This is a genomic window from Stenotrophomonas sp. 24(2023) (assembly GCF_030913365.1).
GTDB lineage: Bacteria > Pseudomonadota > Gammaproteobacteria > Xanthomonadales > Xanthomonadaceae > Stenotrophomonas.
Genome location: NZ_CP133160.1, coordinates 1,146,464 through 1,167,370, shown reverse-complemented (window position 1 = coordinate 1,167,370; position 20,907 = coordinate 1,146,464). Strand labels below are relative to the sequence as shown.

Annotated in this window: 19 protein-coding genes; 7 read left to right on the top strand and 12 right to left on the bottom strand. The window is 68.2% G+C overall.

Annotated elements, in window-relative coordinates; translation table 11 throughout:
• Positions 1 to 9: 9 nt before the first annotated feature.
• Positions 10 to 1,236, bottom strand: a complete 1,227-nt coding sequence (locus tag Q9R17_RS05140) for a multifunctional CCA addition/repair protein (protein ID WP_308157363.1) — start codon at positions 1,234 to 1,236, stop codon at positions 10 to 12.
• A 196-nt stretch (positions 1,237 to 1,432) separates the two neighbouring features.
• On the bottom strand, positions 1,433 to 3,379 hold the full coding sequence (locus tag Q9R17_RS05135; RefSeq protein ID WP_308158285.1) for a transglycosylase SLT domain-containing protein: 1,947 nt from the start codon (positions 3,377 to 3,379) through the stop codon (positions 1,433 to 1,435).
• A gap of 197 nt (positions 3,380 to 3,576) precedes the next feature.
• Between Q9R17_RS05135 and Q9R17_RS05130 the strand changes: the two genes are divergently transcribed.
• The 3 genes from Q9R17_RS05130 (at position 3,577) to Q9R17_RS05120 (ending at position 7,887) form a co-directional block, all read left to right on the top strand.
• Positions 3,577 to 3,984: a biopolymer transporter ExbD gene (locus Q9R17_RS05130; protein WP_308157362.1), complete on the top strand. Its 408-nt coding sequence runs from the start codon at positions 3,577 to 3,579 to the stop codon at positions 3,982 to 3,984.
• 258 nt (positions 3,985 to 4,242) lie between these two features.
• Entirely contained in the window at positions 4,243 to 7,116 is a 2,874-nt protein-coding gene (locus Q9R17_RS05125; protein WP_308157361.1) for a TonB-dependent receptor, read from the top strand.
• A gap of 147 nt (positions 7,117 to 7,263) precedes the next feature.
• Positions 7,264 to 7,887: a LysE family transporter gene (locus tag Q9R17_RS05120; RefSeq protein ID WP_308157360.1), complete on the top strand. Its 624-nt coding sequence runs from the start codon at positions 7,264 to 7,266 to the stop codon at positions 7,885 to 7,887.
• A 12-nt stretch (positions 7,888 to 7,899) separates the two neighbouring features.
• Here Q9R17_RS05120 and Q9R17_RS05115 read toward each other — a convergent pair whose 3' ends face one another.
• The gene (locus Q9R17_RS05115; protein ID WP_308157359.1) at positions 7,900 to 8,532 is read right to left on the bottom strand and encodes a TetR family transcriptional regulator; all 633 of its coding nucleotides are present in this window, start codon (positions 8,530 to 8,532) and stop codon (positions 7,900 to 7,902) included.
• Positions 8,533 to 8,657: 125 nt separating this feature from the next.
• On the opposite strand from Q9R17_RS05115, the gene Q9R17_RS05110 reads away from it, so the two are divergent.
• The gene (locus Q9R17_RS05110; protein WP_308157358.1) at positions 8,658 to 9,314 is read left to right on the top strand and encodes a class I SAM-dependent methyltransferase; all 657 of its coding nucleotides are present in this window, start codon (positions 8,658 to 8,660) and stop codon (positions 9,312 to 9,314) included.
• 54 nt (positions 9,315 to 9,368) lie between these two features.
• On the opposite strand, the gene fhuE is transcribed toward Q9R17_RS05110, so the two are convergent.
• The 4 genes from fhuE to Q9R17_RS05090 form a co-directional block, all read right to left on the bottom strand.
• Complete coding sequence (gene fhuE / locus Q9R17_RS05105) at positions 9,369 to 11,501, bottom strand: ferric-rhodotorulic acid/ferric-coprogen receptor FhuE (protein WP_308157357.1); 2,133 nt, start codon at positions 11,499 to 11,501, stop codon at positions 9,369 to 9,371.
• Between the two features lie 242 nt (positions 11,502 to 11,743).
• The gene (locus Q9R17_RS05100) at positions 11,744 to 12,292 is read right to left on the bottom strand and encodes a M23 family metallopeptidase (protein WP_308157356.1); all 549 of its coding nucleotides are present in this window, start codon (positions 12,290 to 12,292) and stop codon (positions 11,744 to 11,746) included.
• A gap of 102 nt (positions 12,293 to 12,394) precedes the next feature.
• Positions 12,395 to 12,877: a hypothetical protein gene (locus tag Q9R17_RS05095; protein WP_308157355.1), complete on the bottom strand. Its 483-nt coding sequence runs from the start codon at positions 12,875 to 12,877 to the stop codon at positions 12,395 to 12,397.
• A gap of 167 nt (positions 12,878 to 13,044) precedes the next feature.
• Positions 13,045 to 13,518 carry an Lrp/AsnC family transcriptional regulator gene (locus tag Q9R17_RS05090; RefSeq protein ID WP_308158284.1) on the bottom strand — a complete coding sequence of 158 codons (474 nt, stop codon included), beginning with the start codon at positions 13,516 to 13,518 and terminating at the stop codon, positions 13,045 to 13,047.
• Between the two features lie 72 nt (positions 13,519 to 13,590).
• On the opposite strand from Q9R17_RS05090, the gene Q9R17_RS05085 reads away from it, so the two are divergent.
• On the top strand, positions 13,591 to 14,466 hold the full coding sequence (locus Q9R17_RS05085) for an EamA family transporter (protein ID WP_308157354.1): 876 nt from the start codon (positions 13,591 to 13,593) through the stop codon (positions 14,464 to 14,466).
• Positions 14,467 to 14,523: 57 nt separating this feature from the next.
• Here the strand turns inward: Q9R17_RS05085 and Q9R17_RS05080 are convergent, their stop codons facing one another.
• From Q9R17_RS05080 to Q9R17_RS05065, 4 genes are all read right to left on the bottom strand, one after another.
• Complete coding sequence (locus Q9R17_RS05080; protein ID WP_308158283.1) at positions 14,524 to 15,261, bottom strand: endonuclease/exonuclease/phosphatase family protein; 738 nt, start codon at positions 15,259 to 15,261, stop codon at positions 14,524 to 14,526.
• A gap of 49 nt (positions 15,262 to 15,310) precedes the next feature.
• Complete coding sequence (locus Q9R17_RS05075; protein WP_308157353.1) at positions 15,311 to 16,126, bottom strand: thiol:disulfide interchange protein DsbA/DsbL; 816 nt, start codon at positions 16,124 to 16,126, stop codon at positions 15,311 to 15,313.
• A gap of 129 nt (positions 16,127 to 16,255) precedes the next feature.
• A complete protein-coding gene (locus Q9R17_RS05070) occupies positions 16,256 to 16,903 on the bottom strand; it encodes a thiol:disulfide interchange protein DsbA/DsbL (protein ID WP_308157352.1) in 648 nt (215 codons plus the stop codon).
• Positions 16,904 to 17,008: 105 nt separating this feature from the next.
• Positions 17,009 to 17,797 carry a c-type cytochrome gene (locus tag Q9R17_RS05065; RefSeq protein ID WP_308157351.1) on the bottom strand — a complete coding sequence of 263 codons (789 nt, stop codon included), beginning with the start codon at positions 17,795 to 17,797 and terminating at the stop codon, positions 17,009 to 17,011.
• Between the two features lie 156 nt (positions 17,798 to 17,953).
• Between Q9R17_RS05065 and yihA the strand changes: the two genes are divergently transcribed.
• Positions 17,954 to 18,556 (top strand): ribosome biogenesis GTP-binding protein YihA/YsxC, encoded by a 603-nt coding sequence (gene yihA, locus Q9R17_RS05060; RefSeq protein WP_308157350.1) that lies wholly within the window; start codon positions 17,954 to 17,956, stop codon positions 18,554 to 18,556.
• A 67-nt stretch (positions 18,557 to 18,623) separates the two neighbouring features.
• Here the strand turns inward: yihA and Q9R17_RS05055 are convergent, their stop codons facing one another.
• Positions 18,624 to 19,328: a VIT family protein gene (locus Q9R17_RS05055; RefSeq protein ID WP_308157349.1), complete on the bottom strand. Its 705-nt coding sequence runs from the start codon at positions 19,326 to 19,328 to the stop codon at positions 18,624 to 18,626.
• 151 nt (positions 19,329 to 19,479) lie between these two features.
• Here Q9R17_RS05055 and Q9R17_RS05050 point away from each other — a divergent pair, with 151 nt between their 5' ends.
• Positions 19,480 to 20,844 carry a glutamate--cysteine ligase gene (locus Q9R17_RS05050; RefSeq protein WP_308157348.1) on the top strand — a complete coding sequence of 455 codons (1,365 nt, stop codon included), beginning with the start codon at positions 19,480 to 19,482 and terminating at the stop codon, positions 20,842 to 20,844.
• The last annotated feature ends 63 nt before the right edge of the window (positions 20,845 to 20,907 follow it).

The following is a 20,907-nucleotide window of genomic DNA, read 5'->3' as shown; positions in this document are numbered from 1 at the left end:
GGGCCGGTTTCAGCCCGCGCGTGCGGCGGCGATGGCGGCCGTACGTGCCTTGGCCAGCGCCTGGCCGATGGCCGGGCCCTGCAGGTGCGTGGTGTCGATATCACGTGCCTGTACCGACAGCGCCGCCCGGTGCAGGCGCACCAGGGTGTCCCCCTGCGGATAGGCGCTGTCCTCAAAGCCGAGCCGGCCCCGGTTGTCCGCGTCGCAACACAGCGCGATGCGGGCGATGCGCTCCGGGCGCCGGAAGGCATCCATGCGGCCCAGCATCTCCAGCACCGTGGCATCGCGCAGTTCATCGATGCGGTGCACGTTGAGGTGTTCGCGGCAGACCGTTTCGGCCAGCTGCAGGTGTTCGGTCGGCACCTTCAGGCGAGCGCACAGTGCCTTGAGCGGTTTCACCCCGCGCTGCTCGTGCATGATGTGGCGCGGCCATTCCTCCCGGGGCGTCAGCCCTTTGCCCAGATCGTGGGTGAGCGCGGCGAACCCGACCAGGTCGTCACCCGGTGCCAGGCGCGCGGCCATGTCGCTGACCATTTCCTGGTGCAGGCCGGTATCGATTTCCGGGTGGAACTGGGCACGCTGCGGCACGCCGTACAGGGCTTCCAGTTCGGGCAGGATCGGGCCCAGCGCCTGCGCGTCGTGCAGCGTGCGCAGGAAGGCGGAAGGGCGTGCACTGGCCAGGGCCTTGCGCAGTTCCTGCCACACCCGCTCGGGTACCAGGGCATCCAGTTCGCCGCTGGCGGCGACCTGGCGCATCAGGTCCATCGTCTCCGGCGCCACGGTGAAGCCCAGCGGCGCAAAGCGGGCCATGAAGCGCGCCGCGCGCAGTACGCGCAGGGGATCTTCCACGAACGCCGGGCCGACGTGGCGCAGGATCTTCCGTTCGATATCGCGCACGCCTGCATACGGGTCCACCAGGGTGCCGGTGGCTTCATCGCAGGCGATGGCGTTGATGGTGAAGTCGCGGCGCAGCAGGTCCTGTTCCAGCGTCACCGACGGGTCGGCGTCGACCACGAAGCCGCGGTAGCCTCGGCCGGATTTGCGTTCGGTACGGGCCAGGGCGTATTCCTCGCCGGTATCCGGGTGCAGGAACACCGGGAAATCGCGGCCCACGGCACGATAGCCCTGCGCCTCCATCTGTGCGGGCGTGGCACCGACCACGACCCAGTCACGGTCGCCGGCAGGGCGCTGCAGCAGGCGGTCGCGCACGGCGCCGCCGACAAGATAGATCTTCATGCCGGGCATGATCGCATGGTGGGCGCGCCCGGCGCCGGGCCACGCGGCCCCACACCGTGCGTGGATCGAATCCCTCACCACGCCGGTGGGGGCCGTGCCGTAGATCCACGCCATGCGTGGATTGAATCCATCATCACGCGGTGGGGGCCGCAGCCAGGCATGGCCTGGCGCTACCGTGCGCTCACGCCCGGGGCGATCAGTCCCCGCCCTGGTCGGCGTTGGCCGCGCAGGTGAAGGCCTTGCGACGGTCCTGCAGCTTGCCCAGCATGCGGTCGCCCAAGGGCAGCGCATCGCCGTTCAGGCGCCAATCGTAGATCACGCTGAAAGCCAGCACGCGCGCGACATATTCACGCGTTTCCTTGTAGCTGATCGTTTCGATCCACACGTCCGGGTCGAAATCCGGGCGCTGGCCCAGCCAGCGCGCGGTAGGGGTCGGCCCGGCGTTGTAAGCGGCGATGGTGACGTAGGGCTGGCCGTTGTACTTGTTCAGCAGTTGGCGCAGGTAGGCGCTGCCGATGGCGATGTTGGTGTCCGGGTCATACAGGCTGGCGGCACCGCCATACCCGGTCAGCCCGATCGATTTGGCCACCGCCGCACCGGTGGCCGGCACTACCTGCATCAGCCCCATGGCGTTGGCCGTGGAGCGTGCGCGCGGGGTGAAGGTGCTTTCCGCGCGGATTTCCGCCGCCACCCAGGCCGGGTCCAGCGCATTGCGGGCGGCTTCGCGGCGGATGGTGTCATCGTGGTGCAGCGGGAAGCGCAGTTCGTACAGGCGCTGCTCGTCCGGCTTGCGGCCCAGCGAGAACACGGCGCGGTCGAACCAGCCGTTGTCCTGGGCGACTTCCACGGCCAGGCGGCGCTGGGTGTCATCGAAGCGGCCCAGTGCATTGTTCCATTCGGCCACGGCCCAGCTGTTGCGGTCGATCTGGAACAGTTCCATGGCGCGCACGATGGCCGGATCGCGTGCGACGGTGGCGCGGGCCTGGGCGCTGTCGTTGGGCTTCCACGGGCACAGCGTATAGGCCTGCTGCAGCTTGTCGGCAGCCAGGAAGCCGTGGAAGGTGGAGGCGCGTGCGGCGTCGCGGAACAGCGGTTGTGCCTGTGCCGCCTGGCCGGTCTTTTCCAGCATGCGGCCTTCGAAGTAGCGCCAGCGCGAGTCGTTGCGCTGGGTCGGGCCCATCTTGCGGATGGCCGCCAGCGCGGCGGGCCAGTCACCGCGGGCCATGGCTTCGCGCGCACGCCATTCGTGCAGGCGCTCGTCATAGGCCGATTCGGGCACGGCGTTGAGGCGGCGTGCGGAATCGGGCAGGTACGAAGCCACGGTCCACAGCGCGATCTGGTAACGCACCTGGCCCTGCTGCGCCGCACTCAGGCCCAGGGCCTGCGCGTACTGCGGCAGCTGCTGTTCGGTCGCATCCGGGTTGGCCTTGGCCAGTTTCAGCAGGCCATCGGTGGCGATGCGTCGGCTGCGTTCGCTGCGCGGCCAGTTCAGTGCCTTGGCGCTGGGGGCATCGACGAAGGCCGCGTAGTCGTTGGCCATCGCCAGATCGGCAGCGGGCAGGCCACGCGCCGCGGCGCGCATCACCGCCGGCTGCTGCGCATCGGCGGCGGCATCCACGCGTTCCCAGCGCAGGGCATCGGTCAGGCCGCCCTGTGCCTGCAGCACGGCAAACACGGCATCGCAGCCATCGGGCAGGGCCTTGCCGTTCCTGCGCCACAGATCCTGTGCTTCGGTGGTCCACTGCGCATCGGCCTTGCCGGTGGCCTGGCGCGCGGTCAGCTGCGCGCAGCGCAGGCCGACATTGTCGGTGGGTACCCAGTTGGCCAGCAGGGTCGGCCAGTCCTGGCGGCGGGCCACGGCCGGCAGCCACACGCCGCGGAAATTGCTGGCCACCGGCTGGCCGTCATAGCGCTTGAGGAAATCCTGCGCCTGCACGTTGGTCACGGTGTCGATGTTGCGGCGCAGGCCGGCCAGTTCCAGCCAGCCATACAGCGGGTGGTTGCGCAGCGCGGCGGCCTGGGCCGGATCGAGCTGGCCGCGTTCGGCGGCGTCCAGCGCGGCGCGCATCTGCGCGCGCTGGGCATCGAGGGATTGGGCGGATGCGCAGGCAACCGTCCCCAGCAGGGTCGTGGCCAGCGCCATCAATGGCAGGACAGGGCGGAAGTGTCGGGTCATGCTGGCAGCATAGCGGCAACCGGCTGAATTCAACGTCGCAGAACGTAACCGCAGGCGCCGCCAGAACGCTGGCTGAATCAGCGTTCAGGCGTGCATTCCGGGCAGGGCGGGCGGCAGCGTAGTGTCGGCAACAGGGCAATCGGCCCGGCTGCAGGGAGCGGCACATGGCGTTCAATCGCGTGGAAGGACAAGGACCCCTGGCAGAGATCAACGTCACGCCGCTGGTGGACGTGATGCTGGTACTGCTGATCATCTTCATCGTGACCGCACCGATGATTTCCCGCCCCATCGCGGTGCAGTTGCCGCAGGCCACCGACCGGGCCATCGCGCGCCCGGACCCGCCGCCGCCGATCGAGCTGCGACTGGATGCGGCCAACCAGCTCAGCTGGAATGGCCAGGCCCTGGCCATCGGCGACCTGCGCGCACGCCTGCAGGCCGAGGCCGGTGCCAATGCCGGCAACCTGCCGGAACTGCGCATCGCCACCGACCCGGCGGCCGAGTACGACGGCATGGCCAAGATCCTGGCCGCTGCCGAAGCCACCGGCATGGAACGCATCGCGTTCGTGCGCTGACCGCATCCGGGGCCAGCAGGGAATGACACCGACGACGCCGGGTGCTGCCCGGCGTTCGTCGTTGTGGAGGAAGCGTCTAGTACTTTGGTGTTAGATCTGCGGCCATTTGACGTTATCTGCTTTCAGATTCGTCAAATTGACGTGAAAAGGTGTCGGGCGTCACGTCGCCGGATTTACCTCTTGTTTACAAAGGAGACGTTGCCGCGGTGCAGGGGATGCGGCAGCCACCGTCCCGACATTCCTTTGGAGAGAGAGCGAATGAACCATCTGCACCACCGCCCCTTGGCGGTCGCGGTCACGCTGTGCCTGGCCACATTCATGCCGCTGTCGGCATGGGCCCAGGACAGCAGCCGCAGCACCACGGACCTGGACCGCGTGGAGGTCACCGGATCGCGCATCAAGCGCGCCGAAGTGGAAGGCCAGACACCCATCCATACGCTGACCCGTGGCGACATCGAAAAGACCGGCCTGAATTCCATCGGCGAGGTCCTGCAGCAACTCACCGGTGCCGGCTCGGCGCTCAACGCCAAGTTCAATTCGTCCGGCAACTTCGGCTTCCCGCCCGATGGCAGTGGTGTGGGCGCCGGTTCGGCGCAGGTGAACCTGCGCCATCTGGGCGCCAAGCGCGTGCTGGTGCTGGTCGATGGCATCCGCTGGGTCAATGAATCGTCCGCGTCCGGCGTTGGCGCGGCCACCGATCTGAACACCATTCCGCTGGCCATCGTCGAGCGCATCGAAGTGCTGGAAGATGGCGCGTCGTCGCTGTACGGCTCCGATGCGATCGCCGGCGTGGTCAACATCATCACCCGCCGCGATTTCGATGGCGGGCAGGTGACGCTCAACTATGGCGAATACAGCAAGGGCGATGGCACGCAGAAGGGCGTGGACCTGGCCTGGGGCACGCGCGGTGACCGCTACAGCCTGTTCCTGGGCGCCAGCTGGACCAAGCAGGACCCGGTGTTCGCGCGTGACCGCGAACAGTCGCGTTTCCCGATTCCCGGCACCGGCCTGGCGTTCGGCAGCGGTGGCATTCCGCAGGGGCGTTTCATGTTCACCGACCCCAATACCGGCGCGGTGCAGAACATCGTGCCCAACACCGGGGTGAGCAACCCGCGCTATGACGGCAGTGCCGGGTGCAGCCGCACCGACGATTACCACTGCTTCACCACGGCCGATCGCTTCAACTTCGCCGAATACAACATGGTGCTGACCCCGTCCGAACGCAAAGGCGTGTTCGGCCAGTTCCGCTTCGACATCACCGACAACGTGCAGTGGTACGTCAAGGCACTGGGCAACCAGCGCAAGTCGACCAACCAGGCCGGCCCGGAACCGCTGTTCTTCGGCCCCGATGGCGCCACCGGCAACCCGCTGGCCGACAACATCGTGGTCTCGCGGTTGAACCCGTACAACCCGTTCGGCTTCGACCTGGTGTCCGGCGGCAACATGAGCCTGATCGGCCGGCGCCCGGTGGAAGGGGGCCCGCGCGTGTTCGAGCAGAAGGTCGATACCACGTATGTGGCCACCGGCCTGGTCGGCAATTTCCATGCGGCCGACCGCACGTGGGATTGGGACGTCAACGGCATGTACAGCAAGAACAAGGCCGAGCAGACCAACTACGGCAGCTATGACATCTACAAGGTGAACATGGCGCTGGGTGATCCGGCGGTCTGCGCGGCCACGCCCGGCTGCGTGCCGCTGAACATCTTCGGCGGTGCCGGCTCGATCACCCCGGACATGCTGAAGTGGATCCAGCCGGTGGTGCGTGACCGCAGCCAGAACGAACTGAGCCTGTTCACCGCCAACCTGTCCAGCGAACTGTTCGCGCTGCCGGCCGGCCCGGTGGCCTTCGCCACCGGTTTCGAATACCGCAAGTACAAGGGCGCCTACCAGCCCGATCCGCTGACGGTGATCGGCCACTACAACGGCGTGCCCTCGCAGCCCACCTCCGGCTCCTATGATGTCAACGAAGCCTACCTGGAGCTGAGCATTCCGCTGTTCGCCAAGAGTGCCATCGGCGAGAAGCTGGAACTGAGCCTGGCCGGGCGCTACTCGGATTACTCCACCTTCGGTGGCGAGTTCACCCCCAAGTATGGCCTGCGCTGGCAGGTGACCAATGATTTCGTGCTGCGCACCAGTTATGCCGAAGGCTTCCGCGCACCGTCCATCGGCGAACTGTACGGGTCGGCCGCACGTGCCGACCTGCAGCTGTTCGATCCGTGCTCGGTCGGCCTGGGCGGTACACCGCCGCGCGGCAGCGCCGCCAACTGCGCCACGCTGGGCGTGCCGGCCGGCTTCCAGCAGGCCAATTCGCAGATCTCGGTGACCACCGGCGGCAACCGCGAACTGGACCCGGAACGCTCGCGCAGCTTCAGTGCCGGCTTCGTGTGGAGCCCCTGGTTCGGCAGCAACGCCTCCTGGTCGGAACGCTTCGATGTGGAGGTGACCTTCTACCGCCACCAGATCGACGGCGCCATCCAGGCCATCAACGCGCAGACCCAGCTGGACCTGTGCGTGGATACGCTGGACCCGCTGTACTGCGGCGGCATCACCCGGGCCAGCACCGGTGCGGTCAGCAGCTTCAACAACCGCCTGACCAACCTGGGCTCGATCAAGACCGATGGCTGGGACGTGGATCTGTTCTGGACCCTGCCGCAGTCGAGCATCGGCCAGTTCAAGCTGGGCTGGCAGAACACCTTCGTCGGCCGCTACGAGGCGCTGGGTGCGGCCGGGCAGAAGCAGCCGCAGGGGCCGGGCATCGAGGTGGCCGACAGCGCCATTCCCGAATGGACCAGCAATGCCACGCTGAACTGGTCGCTGGCCAACTGGAGCGCAACGTGGACGGTGCGCCACATTTCCGAGTTGACCGAGGACTGCGGTGACGCGGTGGCCTTCCCGGTGTGCAGCAACCAGGCAGCCGGCACCAACACGCTGTCTGCCACCACCTTCCATGACCTGCAGGTGGGGTACCGGATCGACTGGATGAAGGGCCTGCAGCTGACGGCCGGGTTGAACAACGTGTTCGACAAGGATCCGCCGATCTGCCTGTCGTGCTCGTTGAACGGTTACGACGCATCGACCTACGACATCCCGCGGGGCCGCTACTGGTACCTGCGCGCCGACCTGCGGTTCTGACGGTGGGCACCGGTGCCGGGACGCCCCGCACCGGTGGTCTAGGACTAGTTGCAAACGTTGTTTTTTGTCGTGATCTGCAAAGTGTGTCGCGGATGACAGGGAGGGGCGGCAGGAATACTGCCGCTCCTTCCAACATCAAGGCTTTCCATGCAGATATCGACCTGGTTGCTGTTCGCCGCCGCCTGCTTCGCGTTGTGCGCGCTGCCTGGCCACAATCTCCGCCAGGTACTGGACCGTTCCAGCGAGCTGGGCCTGCACTGCAGCCGCGCCGCGCGCCTGGGGTGCCTGCTGGGGGCGGCGCTGCTGCTGGTGCTGGCGGTGCTGCTGCTGGGGGCCGTGCTGTGGCTGGCGCCTTCGGCGCTGGCCAGCCTGCGCGTGGCCGGCGTGGCGTGGCTGGCGTTTGCCTGCGTACGCGGCTGGCGGCGCCATGAGGCGGTGCTCGATGTCGGCGATGCGGCCGGCTGGCTGCGCCCGGCCCGTACCCTGCGGTTCCTGGAAGGGGTACTGGCCGGTGCCAGCAGCCCGCGCCTGCTGTTGCTGCTGCTGGCCTTCCTGCCACAGTTCATCGACGCCGGTTCCGGCCTGCAGCTGCAATGGCAGCTGCTGGTACACGCGGTGACCTTCGTTGCCGTGGCGGCGCTGTGCAACCTCGCCTACGCCCTGTTTGCCGTGCGCGGTGGGGACAAGGCCGTGCGTGCCCACTGGCGGTTGCCGCTGCAGCGGGCCAGCAGCGTGGCCATCGTGCTGCTGGCTGCGTCCGCACTGGCCTGAAGCCGGGTAGCGCTAGCGCGCATCCAGCGACTGCAGGTAAGCGCAGAACATGTCCGCTACCGCGTCGGCGTAGGCGGTGATGTCGGCGCGGGTTGGACGCGTGCTGGAAAAACGCTTGCCCACGCTGCTCAGCGTGGTGGCGATCAGCTCGCTGGCCAGCGCCTGCTGCTGCGGCGTGGCGGCAGGCAGTGCCTCGCGCATGAAGGCTTCCATCATGCCTTCGCCGGCGCTGCGCACCTGGCGTGCTTCGGGGGCATCGCGGTAGAGCGGGGCGGCATCGCTGAGTGCCACGCGCATTTCCACTTCCTCGCATTCGGAACGGATGAACGCATGCACCAGCGCGCGCAACCGCTGCAGCGGTGGTGCGTGGCCTTCCTGCAGCGTGCGCCGCAGCACGGCGGTGTTCTGCGCCCATTCGTCGGCCTGCAGGCGGAACAGGATCGCCGCCTTGTTCGGGAAGTACTGGTACAGCGAGCCGATGCTGACCCCGGCACGCTCGGCCACCCGTGCGGTGGTGAAGCGGGCCGCGCCCTGCTGGGCCAGAACCTGAGCCGCTGCCTCCAGGATCACCGCCACCAGCTCGTTCGAGCGGGCCTGCCGGGGCTGTTTTCTCGAGGAAATCTGCGGGGTTGCGGGAGTGCTCATGGAAGGCCCGGGCGGTCCGGGGAATGCGAATGGTGGGCCGCGATGATCGCACGTAGGCTGTAAATGCGACGAATCAATCGCATTCCAGGCGGCCCGCCGCCTCCCTACTGCCGGACGTTCCCCCGATGACAACCCTTACCTCCGAACCCCTGGCCACGCTGCTGGAGGACCTGTTCGACCAGGCCGATGCTGCCCACGACAGCAGCTTCGACGGCCTGAGCGCCGACGAGCAGGCGCGCCTGATGCACAGCCGCACCGACTACCTGGCCCTGTATGGGCGCCTGAAGAACCTGTGGCTGCCGGTGTCGCGTGATACCGGGCGGCTGCTCTACCTGCTGGCGCGCAGCAGCGGCGCACGCACGATAGTCGAGTTCGGCACGTCGTTCGGCATTTCGACCCTGCACCTGGCAGCGGCGCTGCGTGACAACGGCGGTGGCACGCTGGTCAGCAGCGAATTCGAGCCGGGCAAGGTGCAGCGTGCCCGCGCGCACCTGGCGGCGGCGGGGCTGGATGACCTGGTGGACATCCGCCAGGGCGACGCGCTGCAGACGCTGCGCCAAGACCTGCCTGAGCGCATCGATATGGTCCTGCTCGATGGCGCCAAGCCGCTGTACAGCGACATCCTGTTGCTGCTGGAAGACCGCCTTGCGCCGACGGCGGTGATCGTGGCCGACAATGCCGACTACGCGCCGGATTACCTGGCCCACGTGCGTGCGCCGGGACGCGGTTACCTTTCCGTGGCCGTGGGCGAGGAGGTGGAAGTATCGATGCGGGTTGGTTGAGCGCACCCGCCTGGCAGCAGGCGCCGGGCAGGGCCCGGCGCCCACCGGCGCGGATCAGAACGACCAGGTGAAGGTGATCGAGCCGTTGCGGCCATCGCCGAACGCACCGTAGCCATAGATCTGCGAGTAGTACTTCTTGTCCAGCAGGTTGTTGAGGTTCACCTGCACCGCGAACTGCGGGGCGATGCGGTAGCGCGCGAACGCACTGACCAGCGCATAGGCATCCTGCTCGAAGCGGCCGTAGGTGGCATCGGCGTAGTAGATGCGGTTCTGCCAGTTCACGCCGCCGCCGAAGGTCAGTTCGGCCAGCGACTGCGGCGTGTAGCTGGTGTAGGCCTTGAGCGAGGTCTGCGGCAGCTGGCTGTTGATGTCCTTGCCGTTGATGTCCTTGGCCACGTAGCGCGACGCACCGAAGGTGGCGTTCCAGCCCTGGGCCAGTTCACCGTTCAGTTCGAACTCGACGCCGCGGCTGACGGTGCCGCGTGCGGCGATGTAGGCGGTGTCGCCCGTGCCGGGAACCTTGTCCGGGGTGGCCTGGGCGACGTTGTCCTGCTCGATGCGGAACACCGACAGCGAAGCGTTGAGGCGGTTGTCGAACCAGGCCCCCTTCACGCCCACTTCGTAGCTCTTGCCGTCCACCGGGTCCAGGTAGCTGCCCTGGCGGTTGCGGGTGGTCTGCGGCTGGAAGATCTCGGTGTAGCTGGCGTAGGTGGACCAGGTGTCATTGATGTCGAACACCAGGCCCGCATACGGCGTGGTCACCTTGTGGCTGAACTGCATGACCACCGTGCCTTCGGTGGCATCAAGGCTGTAGTCGGTGTAGCGCGCACCGAGGATCAGCTTCAGCGGATCGGCCAGCGACAGGCGGGTCGCTGCGTAACCGGCCTTCTGGGTAATGGTGCCGCGGCTGAACTGCTGCATGGGTGCCCAGTTCGGCTCCGGGAACCGGCCGGTCCAGCCCAGGTAGCTGGGCATCGGGAGGGGGAAGTCGAATGCCCCGTTGTTGACGTACTGGCGCTTGTTGTAGCTCAGCCCGGCCATGAACTGGTGCTCGCGGCCGAACAGCTGGAACGGCCCGTCGATGTAGCCATCCACGCCGTTGACCTTGCGCTCGGTCTGGTAGTAGCCCGAATAGGGCACCACGCCGGCACCGGTGGTCTTGTCGAAACCGTAGATCGTGTAATACGGGTAGAACAGCTTGTCGTCCGAGTCGGTCTTGTCATGCGTGGCGCCGATCTTGAACTTCCAGCCGTTGGCGAAGCTGTGCTGCAGCGTGGCGAAGGCGCGCTTGGTGGTGGTGTCCCAGTAGGTCCAGTCAGTGGCCGGGTTGAAGGCTTCGTTGTAGTTCGTGCGGCTGCCGTCGGCATACCACATCGGGAAGCCGCCCCAGGTCACGCCGGTGGCGCGCTTCTGCTGGTAGTCGTAGCCCACGCTCAGCTGCGTGTCCGGGGTCAGGTCGGCATCGATGACCGCATAGCCCAGCGTCTTGCGCTGGTGGTAGCGGTCCATCTGGCCATCGGTGTCCAGGTAGCTGCCGATCACGCGGCCGCGCACCGAGCCGCTGGCGTTGAGCGGGGTGGTCACATCCACCGTGCTGCGGGTGCGGCCCCAGCTGCCCACGTTCACCGACACGCTGCCGGTCAGTTCGGCGCTGTCGGCGTGCTTGCGGATCAGGTTCACCGAAGCGGACGGGTTGCCGGCACCGGTGAGCAGGCCGGTCGCACCGCGCACCACTTCCACGCGGTCATACAGCGCCAGGTCCAGGCCGGAATCGCCGTAGCTCCAGTTCTGCACCATGGTGGTGGGCAGGCCATCGAACTGGTAGTTGTCGATGTAGAACCCGCGCGCGTAGAACTCGGTGCGCTCGCTGTCGGACTGGGTGCTGGTGACGCCGGTGGTGTTGGCCAGCACGTCGATGATGTCGTCGAGGTTCTGGTCCTCGATGCGCTGGTGGCTGATGATGCTGACCGACTGCGGAATCTCGCGCGGTGCCAGGTCGAAGCGGGTGCCGGCCGAGGTGCGGCGCACCGAATAGCCTTCGGCGCGCTCGCCCTTCACCACGACCTTGTCCAGCGTGGTCGGATCAGCCGCATCGGCGGCGAAAGCGGACGCGGCGGTGGCCATGCACAGGGCCGCGAGCACGGCGGCGGACAGGCGGTGCGGCAGGGGAGAGGCGGGGCGGGTCATCGGGGGTTCCTGGTCGGGCACGTGCGTGCGCCCGACCGGCTTCCCGGGTGGTCTGGCGCCGCGGCTGGGGGGATGTCGCGCCGTAGCGGGCCCTGGCGTCAGGGCGGTGGCTGGGCAGGGCGAACGGTGGCGCGCCGTCCTGGCGGCGCCGGAAACCCGGGCATGGTAATGGGAATTATTTCTATTTACAAATCGTGAATCCGCCGTGCGGCGTGGCGCGGTGGGCTGCTGCCCCGGCGGCATCAGCGCATCAGTGGCAGCGGATCGCGTGCCCCGGCCGGTCCGTAGAGCCCGAAGTGCAGGTGGGGGGGCGTGCCCTGGGCGTTGCCGCTGTCGCCGACATGGCCGAGCAGATCGCCGGCCTGCACGACCTGCCCCTGCGCCAGATTTTCCGCCCAGCGCTCCAGGTGCGCGTAGTAGTAGCGCTCGCGGCCCGGGCCGATGACCCAGACCTGGCGGCCGCCCAGCCCGCCCTCACGGATGCTGGCAACGACCCCGGGCGTGGCGCTGCGGACCGGGGTGCCACGGCGGGCGAAGATGTCGATGCCGGCGTGGTGGCGGTCGCGCCCGCGTGGGGCGCCGAACGTATCGGCGATCTGCCGCCACCGGACACCGTCCACCGGTACAGGCAGTGCCGTGGCCGGCGGCATCCGCGACAGTGACCACAGCATCTTCGCGGTGGTGGCCCATGGGCTGTTCCACAGCGCCAACGCCGCAACGCTGGCAATGGCCAGGCACAGGCCGCGCAGCAGCCAGCGGCGCAGGCGACGGGCGTTGCTTTGCATGTCCATGGCAGTGAAGTGTAGTCGAGCGATGCCCGCACCTCCCGGGAGGGCGGGATCCGCAGGAACGGGCAGTGCGGCCTGATGGGCGCAGTGTGGGCCGTGCGCCCCTCAAGGCGGCAGGGACTCGCTCAGGATGTGCTGCGCGCTGTCCGCCGTGGGCATGAAAGCCACAGCGTGGTCGCCGCCGGCATGAATCCACCATCCGGACCCTGCCGCCGTCGGCGTGAGTGCCAGGAGGTCTCCGGCCTTCAGCGCGGTGGCGGGATTATCCGGTCTCGCTGCCCACAGCATCGTGCCGTGTTGATCGGGGTGCCCCAGGGTTTCGACATCGATGTGATAGTCGCCATTGGCCTGCTGTCGGATTTCCTGAATCCGCAGGGGGGGCCGTGCCTGCGCCTTCTGCCGCGCTGCGGGGCCAGGGCGCTTCGGGTTGCCGGACGACGTGCCGACAGCGTCAACCGCCGCGCTGATCGCCAACGCGGGGGACGCGACCAGCCACAGGGATGCGTAGGTGGATGCGACACTTGCGGCCGCGCGCTTCTGTGCAGGGTCGTTGGCGGGAGCACAGGGTGACCATGCGAGCGCAAGCACAAGCGCGATCCGGGAGTGTCGATGCTTCCCGCTGAGGAAGGTGTTGATGGGGGCGTTCCGGTGGAGGCTCGATACAGTACCTTCCCGGTTTCCGCCCCGGGATTCCATACGAAACGTTGCAATCGGGATGAAGCCGGAGGCGGGTCGGTGGCCCGGCCAAGCCGGTTTCAATCCAGCGGCACTTGGAAACTCCGCTTCAATGTGCCCAGCGCCACCGAGGTGCGGAAGCGCTCGATGTTGTCATCGCCGCCGAACAGCCGCTCGGTGATCGCCTCGTATTCTTCCATCGACGCCGCCGAAAGCAGCAGCAGGAAATCGCCATCGCCGGTGATCGAATAGCACTGCTGCACGGCCGGGTCGTCCTGCACGCGGCGCTTGAACGGCGCTACCCGCGCGCGCTGTTCGCTGACCACGCGCACCTCGACGATGATGGTCAGCGGCCGCCCGACCTGGGCCGCGGCGACCACCGCCACGTTGGCGGCGATCACGCCGCTGTCCTGCAGGCGCTTGATGCGGCGCTGCACGGCCGGCGTGGACAGGTTCACGGCTTCGGCGATCTGCCGCTGCGGCAAGGTGTTGTCCTGTTGCAGCAGGGCCAGGATGGCGCGGTCGAAACTGTCCAGCACAGGGGGCGTGGCCATGGCGAGCAGAAATTGCACGGACGGGCTGTCAATTGAGCCAAGTGCTCGCCGCCGGCGCAATAGACTGTGCGTATGCAGACCTCTCGAATCGCGCCGCTGTTGCCGGCGCTGGCGGTGCTTGGCTCCGTCACCTCCCTGGCCATTGGCACCTCCTTCGCCAAGCAGCTGTTCCCGGCCATCGGCGCACAGGGCACCAGCGCGCTGCGCGTGGGGTTTTCCGCACTGTTGCTGCTGCTGTTCTGGCGGCCCTGGCGCTGGCGTACCGGGCGTGCCGATGCCGCCACCATCCTGCGCTATGGCCTCACCCTGGGGCTGATGAACCTGCTGTTCTACATGGCCCTGCGCACGATCCCGTTCGGGATCGCGGTGGCCATCGAATTCACCGGGCCGCTGGCGGTGGCCATGCTGTCCTCGCGACGGATGATCGATTTCCTCTGGGTGGGCTGTGCTGCCCTGGGGCTGCTGCTGTTGCTGCCGCTGGCCGGCGGCCCGGCGCTGGACCCCACCGGCGTGCTGTATGCACTGGGGGCGGCGGCGTGCTGGGCGCTGTACATCGTGTTCGGCAAGCGGGCCAGCCACCTGCATGCCGGCCACACGGTATCGCTGGGCCTGCTGGCGGCCTCGCTGGTGGTGGTGCCGGTGGGCGTGGCCCATGCCGGTGCGGCGCTGCTCGATCCGAAGCTCCTTGCCGCCGGCCTGCTGGTGGCGCTGGTGTCCAGCGCCATCCCGATGTCGCTGGAGATGATGGCGCTCAAGCGCCTGCCCAAGGAAACCTTCGGCATCCTGATCAGCATGGAACCGGCGGTGGCCGCGCTGTGGGCGATGCTGCTGCTGCATGAGCACCTGCATGGCCTGCAGTGGCTGGCGATCGGCTGCACGGTGCTGGCCTCGGTGGGCAGCACGCTGACCGCGCGACGCCTGAAGACCCCGGTGGTGGCCGCCCTGTAGATCCACGCCATGCGTGGATGGGTCTTTGTAGATCCACGCCATGCGTGGAGGTGCTTTTCAACGCAATGCACTGGCCGGCACGTCGATCGCCATCGCCAGGGCCAGGTGATCGGAAAACGCGGCCGGCACGGCTTCCACCGAACGGGGCTGCAGGGCGCTGCTGACCAGGATGTGGTCGATGGCGCGGTCCGGCCGCCAGCTGGGGAAGGTCGGCACGTTGCTGCCGGGGGGCTGCAGGGAGGTCTTCTGGTACAGCACCTGCATTTCCGGGCGTTCGGCCAGGCAGTTGAAGTCGCCCATCAGCACCGCGTTCGGGTGGTCGGAGAGCAGGTCGGCGATGAACGACAACTGGGCCATGCGCGAGGAGGTACCCAGCGACAGGTGGGCCACCGCGACGGCCAGGCCTTCGTCGCCATCACCGAACCGGGCCAGCAGCACGCCGCGCCCGCCGATGCGGCCAGGCAGGGCATGGTCCTGTACTTCCACCGGTTCGAGCCGGCTCAGCAGCCCGTTGGCGCTGGAGGCGACCCCACCCATGCGCCGGTTCGGCTGGTGGCTCCAGTAATTGAAGCCGGCGCGCTGGGCCAGGTAATGGGTCTGGTTGGTGAAGCCCGAGCGCAGGCTGCCCGGGTCGGCTTCCTGCAGGCCGACGATATCGTGGCCCCGGGCCAGCGTGGCAATGGCATCCAGGCTGCTGCGCTTGCGGCCCGCCGGCAGCGCATGTGACCAGCTGCGGGTCACGTAGTCGCTGTACCGGCGGGTGCTGGAGCCGGCCTGGATGTTGGCCGTCAGCAGGCGCAGGGTCCGTGTGTGGGGGGAACTCACGGCCGGGCTGCGTCGCTGCTTAGTGGGCGCCCTGGGCGGCGGCACGCTCACGGGCAATCAGGTGGTCGGTGATGCGCAGCATGTCGCCGAAGCTCTTGCCCTTGACCAGATACTTGCCATTGACGATGAGCGACGGGGTGCCGCTGATCTGGCTGCGCTGGGCGAACTGCTTGGCCGAATTGGTCTTGGCGTTCACCGCGAAGCTGCCCATGGTGGCGGCAAACTGCTTCGGGTCCACGCCGTAGCCGGCGTAGAACTTGGCGATGTCATCGACGCTGTCAGCGCCACGCTCGCCCTTGAGGGTCTTCTGTTCGTGGATGGCCAGGTACAGGGCTTCGTGGGTCTTTTCCTGCACGCCCAGGGTCTGCGCGGCATAGAAGGCACGGGCGTAGTTGTCCCAGGTGCCGCCGAACATGGCCGGGACGTAGACGAAGTTCACGTCACCGGGCAGGCCGGCCTTCCACGGGCCGACCAGCGGCTGGAACGCCGCGCAGGCCGGGCAGACGTAACCGAAGATCTCGACCACTTCGACCTTGCCCGCCACCGGCTGGAACGGCTGGCCGTTGGGGATGGTCTGGTAATCGCTGCCTTCCACCGGGGCCGGACCGGTCAGGGTGGTGCTGGCCGGTGCCGGCGTGGCGGCCTCGGCCGGTGCCTTGTCGCCTTCGCTGGCCGGCGCAGCACCTTCAGCCGGGCTGGCCGGTGCGGTTTCCGCCGGGGCCGGCGTGGTGGCCGGTTCGGCCGGTGCAGCGGTGTTGGCGGTGCCGTCCTGGGCCTTGCAGGCAGCCAGGATCGGCAGCAGCGCCATGAGCGCGAGGGCGTAACGGGTCTTCATTGAAGCGTCTCCAGCATCATGGTGGGGCCGGCGCAGGCGTCGGCCAGGGGGAAATGATGACATGCACCGGCGACGGTGCCGTGTCAAAGGGTCGGCCCCGGTTCAGCGAACCCGGGGACGGAGGCGGGCTCAGCGGGCCTTGCCGCTGCGCGCCTGCTCGATCAGGGCCGAGGCGATGCGCAGCTGTTCATCGAAGCTGTTGCCGCGCACCAGGTACTGGCCGTTGATGATCAGTGCCGGGGTGCCGGGCACTTTGGTGCGCAGGGCGAAAGCGCGCGCGGCATCGAACTTCTGCTGCACGGCATCGCTCCTGAGCGCCTCGATGTAGCGTGCCGGTGCGACCCCATAGTCCTTGTAGAAGGTGGCCAGCTCATCGGGGGAAACGTTCTGCATCGGCAGCGTGCCGGCCTCGTGCAGGGCCTTGAACACGGCGGCGTGGCTGCGCTTGGCCACACCCAGCTGGTCGGCGGCGTAATAGGCGCGGGCCCAGGCATCCCAGTGGCCACCGAAGGCGGCCGGCACCGGGGTGAAGCGCACGTCGGCCGGCAGCTTGGCGGCCCAGGCCGCCAGCTGCGGCTCGAAGTGGGCACAGTGCGGGCAGGTATAGCCGAAGACTTCCACCACTTCGATCTTGCCGGCCAGCGGCTGGAACGGACCGGCCTGGGCGATGCGTTCGTAATCGCGGCCCTCGACCAGCGGTACGGCGGCGGGGGCTGCCATGGCCGCCAGCGGCAGCAGGACCAGCAGGGACAGCAGCAAGCGGGGGAACAGCTTCATCGACACGCGTCTCCGTGAAAAAAACAACGCCGGCGCAACCGCCGGCGTGAAGGGAACATACCGCAGCTGCGGGCCGCCGTGGCGGCCCGTGCCGACCAGTGGTGGTCAGGGGGCGGCAGCCGGTTGCGCCGGAACGGCGTCGTCGGCGCGGTTGTGCAGGCCCTGCAGGTAGCTCGACAGCGCCTGCACTTCCTGTTCGGTCAGCTTGGACGCCACCGTGGCCATGATCTGGAAGTGCGCCTTGTCGGTCTCGCTGGTGTGGCCGGCCTGGTATTCCTGCAGGCGGCGGGCGACATAACTGGCGTGCTGGCCGCCCACGTGCGGGTAGGCCGGGCCCGGGTTGCCCGCGCCGGCCGGGCCGTGGCAGGCCATGCAGGCCGGCAGGCCGCGCTTGGCATCGCCACCGCGGTACAGCTGCTGGCCGATCTCGTAGAACTTCATGCCCTTGTAGGGGCCCTCGGCCACGGCCGTGTCATCGGCGATGCCGGCACCGGCCTTCTGCGTGGCGAAGAACGCGCCGATATCGCGCATGTCCTGTGGTGTGAGGTTCTGCACGAAGGGCACCATCGCCGCCGATGCGCCGGACGTGCGCTGGCCGTTGGCGATGAGCGCCATCTGCTGGGCCACGTAGCGTTCGCTCTGGCCGGCGATGGACGGGTACATGTCCAGCGTGGAATTGCCGTCGGCGCCGTGGCAGGCCGCGCAGGCGGCCGCCTTGCCCTGGCCGGCCTTGGCATCGCCCCAGGTGGTCTTCTTGAAGTCCACTTCCAGCGACGCGGTCTGGATCGGGCCGGTGTCGGGAAGCGGGGTGAGCGTGGTCTGCGCAAAGGCAGCGGCGGCAACGACAACGGCAGTGGCAAGGGCGGATACGGCAAGAACGCGAGCGTGGCGCATGCTGAAGCTCCGTTTGGACCGGGCCGGGCGGCGGCGACCGGCATCGCCCGGATTATCAACGCCGTTTCCGCGCACGGTCAACGAAGCAGCGCAGCATTTTCCGGCCCCGGGCCCCCGGATCGGGCGCGCGGCGCCGCAACATGCGATCCTATGGGCATGTCATTGCTCCTCGAACGCGCCCGTTACCACCTCTCGGCCCACAACGCGCGGCAGCTGCCGCCCGATGAAGGGGCCGAAGTGGCCTTTGCCGGCCGCTCCAATGCCGGCAAGTCCAGTGCCCTCAACGCGCTGACCCGCCAGAACGCGCTGGCCCGCGTGTCCAAGACCCCCGGCCGCACCCAGCAGCTGGTGTTCTTCCAGGTCACCCCCGAAGCCAGCCTGGTCGACCTGCCCGGTTACGGCTACGCCAAGGTGCCGCTGGAACTGCAGGCGCACTGGCAGGCCTTCATCGACAGGTATTTCCGCACCCGCGAAGCCCTCAAGGGTCTGGTCGTGGTGATGGACATCCGCCACCCGCTGAAGGACTACGACCGCCAGATGCTGTCCTATGCCGTGCAGCGGGGCATGCCGGCGCATGCGCTGCTGACCAAGGCCGACAAGCTGAGCCGCAGCCAGCAGATGCAGACTCTGCAGAAGGTGCGCAAGGAACTGCACTCGGCCTACGGCGACAGCGTCAGTGTCCAGGTGTTCTCCGGCGAGGACCGCACCGGCGTGGACGAGGCCCGTGCCGTCATCGGCGGCTGGCTGGGGCTGGCGTAACCCTGCCGTCGCCGCAGTTGCCGGGCCCGGCAACTGCGGGATGAGCCGCCGGCACTGGGCCGGCCTGTCAGGTGATGTGCGTGCCCAGCAGCCGGCCCACGCCGCCAGCGGCGGCCATGGCCAGCGCGCCCCAGAACATCACCCGCACCGCACCGCGCCAGGGCGAGGCGCCGCCGGCCCGGGCGGCCAGCGCTCCGGTCAGGCACAGGCCCAGCAGCGTGCTGGCCGTGGTGGCCAGCACCGCCTGCCCGGGGCTGGCGAACAGGGCCGTGAGTACCGGCAGCGCCGCACCACAGGTGAATGCACCGGCCGAGGCCAGCGCGGCCTGCAACGGGCGTGCGCGCAGGGTATCGGTGATGCCCAGTTCATCGCGCGCATGCGCCCCCAGCGCATCGTGGGCGGTCAGCTGTTCGGCCACCTGCCGCGCCAGGGCCGGCGCCAGCCCGCGGTGGCGGTAGATGGCCGCCAGTTCCTCCAGCTCGCTGTGCGGGTCCTCGCGCAGTTCACGGCGCTCCACGGCCAGATCGGCGTCCTCGGTGTCCGCCTGGGTCTGCACCGACACATACTCGCCGGCGGCCATGGACATCGCCCCGGCCACGGTGCCGGCCACGCCGGTGGCCAGGACGGTGCCGGCCGGCGCGCCGCTGGCCGCCACGCCCACGACCAGGCCCGCGACCGAGACGATGCCGTCATTGGCACCCAGCACGGCGGCGCGCAGCCAGCCGACGCGGTCGGCACGATGCAGCTCGGGGTGTCGCGAATGGCGGCTCATTGCGCTGAGTGTACGGGGGTCAAGACGCCGCCGGTAGGATGCTGAAACCCGTCACGGTCGCCTGCTGCTGCAGGGCGTCACGCTATAGTGCGCCCTTGCGACGGTGGGCTCCGATCCCCACCTCCCCACCTCTGCCCAGCGAGTCTGTCCCTTGTCGAGCCCCAGCCACGTCGCCGAGACGCCCATCACCGACCGTTCGCAACTGGTGGAGGTGCTTGCTTCCGGAGAAAAGCCCCGTGCGCAGTGGCGCATCGGCACCGAGCACGAGAAGTTCGGTTTCCGCCTGGATGACCTGCGCCCGCCCACCTTCGACGGCGAGCGTGGCATCGAAGCCCTGCTCAACGGCCTGACCCGCTTCGGCTGGGAGCCGGTGCAGGAGAACGGCCACACCATCGCCCTGCTGCGTGACAACGCCTCGGTGACGCTGGAGCCGGCCGGCCAACTGGAACTGTCCGGCGCGGCGCTGGAAACCATCCACCAGACCTGCGTGGAAACCGGCACCCACTTGAATGAAGTGGCACAGGTGGCCGGCGAACTGCAGCTGGGCTTCCTCGGCATGGGCTTCCAGCCGAAGTGGCGCCGCGATGAAATGCCGTGGATGCCCAAGGGCCGCTACAGGATCATGCGTTCGTACATGCCCAAGGTCGGTTCGCTGGGCCTGGACATGATGACCCGCACGTCCACCGTGCAGGTGAACCTGGATTACGCCACCGAAGCGGACATGGTGAAGAAGTTCCGCGTGTCGCTGGCGCTGCAGCCGATCGCCACCGCGCTGTTCGCCGATTCGCCGTTCACCGAAGGCCAGCCCAACGGCTACCTGAGCTACCGCTCGCATATCTGGACCGACACCGACGCCGACCGCACCGGCATGCTCGACTTCGTGTTCGAGGAGGGCTTCGGTTACGAGCGCTATGTCGATTACCTGCTCGATGTGCCGATGTACTTCTCCTACCGCGATGGCACCTACCACGATGCCAGCGGGCAGAGCTTCCGCGATTTCATGCAGGGCAGGCTGCCGGTGCTGCCGGGCGCGCTGCCGACGCTGCGCGACTGGTCCGACCACATGACCACCGCCTTCCCGGAAGTGCGCCTGAAGAAGTACCTGGAAATGCGCGGCGCCGACGGTGGCCCGTGGAGCCGCCTGTGCGCGCTGCCGGCGTTCTGGGTGGGCCTGCTGTATGACGACACCGCGCTGGATGCCGCCTGGGACCTGGTGCGTGATTTCACCCTGGCCGAACGCCATGCCCTGCGCGACGGCGTGCCGAAGTACGCCATGGGCCTGCCGTTCCGCAACGGCACCGTGCGCGACCTGGCCCGCGAGGCGCTGAAGATCGCCGTGGCCGGCCTGCAGCGGCGTGCGGCGCGCAATGCCGATGGCCAGGACGAGAGCAAGTTCCTGGACGTGCTGCAGGAAATCGTCGAATCCGGCCTGACCCCGGCCGAGCGCAAGCTGGCCCTGTTCCATGGCCGCTGGCATGGCGACATCGACCAGGTGTTCCGCGAGTTCGCCTATTGAGGCGTGGTGCCGGGCCTGGCCCGGTGCGCGCACGGCGGACATGAAAAACCCCGGCATTGCCGG

What these genes read in the sequence shown, in the direction of transcription:
- Q9R17_RS05140 (WP_308157363.1), bottom strand. Translation starts at nt 1,236, where the DNA reads ATGAAGATCTATCTTGTCGGCGGCGCCGTGCGCGACCGCCTGCTGCAG.
- Q9R17_RS05135 (WP_308158285.1), bottom strand. Translation starts at nt 3,379, where the DNA reads ATGGCGCTGGCCACGACCCTGCTGGGGACGGTTGCCTGCGCATCCGCC.
- Q9R17_RS05130 (WP_308157362.1), top strand. Translation starts at nt 3,577, where the DNA reads ATGGCGTTCAATCGCGTGGAAGGACAAGGACCCCTGGCAGAGATCAAC.
- Q9R17_RS05125 (WP_308157361.1), top strand. Translation starts at nt 4,243, where the DNA reads ATGAACCATCTGCACCACCGCCCCTTGGCGGTCGCGGTCACGCTGTGC.
- Q9R17_RS05120 (WP_308157360.1), top strand. Translation starts at nt 7,264, where the DNA reads ATGCAGATATCGACCTGGTTGCTGTTCGCCGCCGCCTGCTTCGCGTTG.
- Q9R17_RS05115 (WP_308157359.1), bottom strand. Translation starts at nt 8,532, where the DNA reads ATGAGCACTCCCGCAACCCCGCAGATTTCCTCGAGAAAACAGCCCCGG.
- Q9R17_RS05110 (WP_308157358.1), top strand. Translation starts at nt 8,658, where the DNA reads ATGACAACCCTTACCTCCGAACCCCTGGCCACGCTGCTGGAGGACCTG.
- fhuE (WP_308157357.1), bottom strand. Translation starts at nt 11,501, where the DNA reads ATGACCCGCCCCGCCTCTCCCCTGCCGCACCGCCTGTCCGCCGCCGTG.
- Q9R17_RS05100 (WP_308157356.1), bottom strand. Translation starts at nt 12,292, where the DNA reads ATGGACATGCAAAGCAACGCCCGTCGCCTGCGCCGCTGGCTGCTGCGC.
- Q9R17_RS05090 (WP_308158284.1), bottom strand. Translation starts at nt 13,518, where the DNA reads ATGGCCACGCCCCCTGTGCTGGACAGTTTCGACCGCGCCATCCTGGCC.
- Q9R17_RS05085 (WP_308157354.1), top strand. Translation starts at nt 13,591, where the DNA reads ATGCAGACCTCTCGAATCGCGCCGCTGTTGCCGGCGCTGGCGGTGCTT.
- Q9R17_RS05075 (WP_308157353.1), bottom strand. Translation starts at nt 16,126, where the DNA reads ATGAAGACCCGTTACGCCCTCGCGCTCATGGCGCTGCTGCCGATCCTG.
- Q9R17_RS05070 (WP_308157352.1), bottom strand. Translation starts at nt 16,903, where the DNA reads ATGAAGCTGTTCCCCCGCTTGCTGCTGTCCCTGCTGGTCCTGCTGCCG.
- Q9R17_RS05065 (WP_308157351.1), bottom strand. Translation starts at nt 17,797, where the DNA reads ATGCGCCACGCTCGCGTTCTTGCCGTATCCGCCCTTGCCACTGCCGTT.
- yihA (WP_308157350.1), top strand. Translation starts at nt 17,954, where the DNA reads ATGTCATTGCTCCTCGAACGCGCCCGTTACCACCTCTCGGCCCACAAC.
- Q9R17_RS05055 (WP_308157349.1), bottom strand. Translation starts at nt 19,328, where the DNA reads ATGAGCCGCCATTCGCGACACCCCGAGCTGCATCGTGCCGACCGCGTC.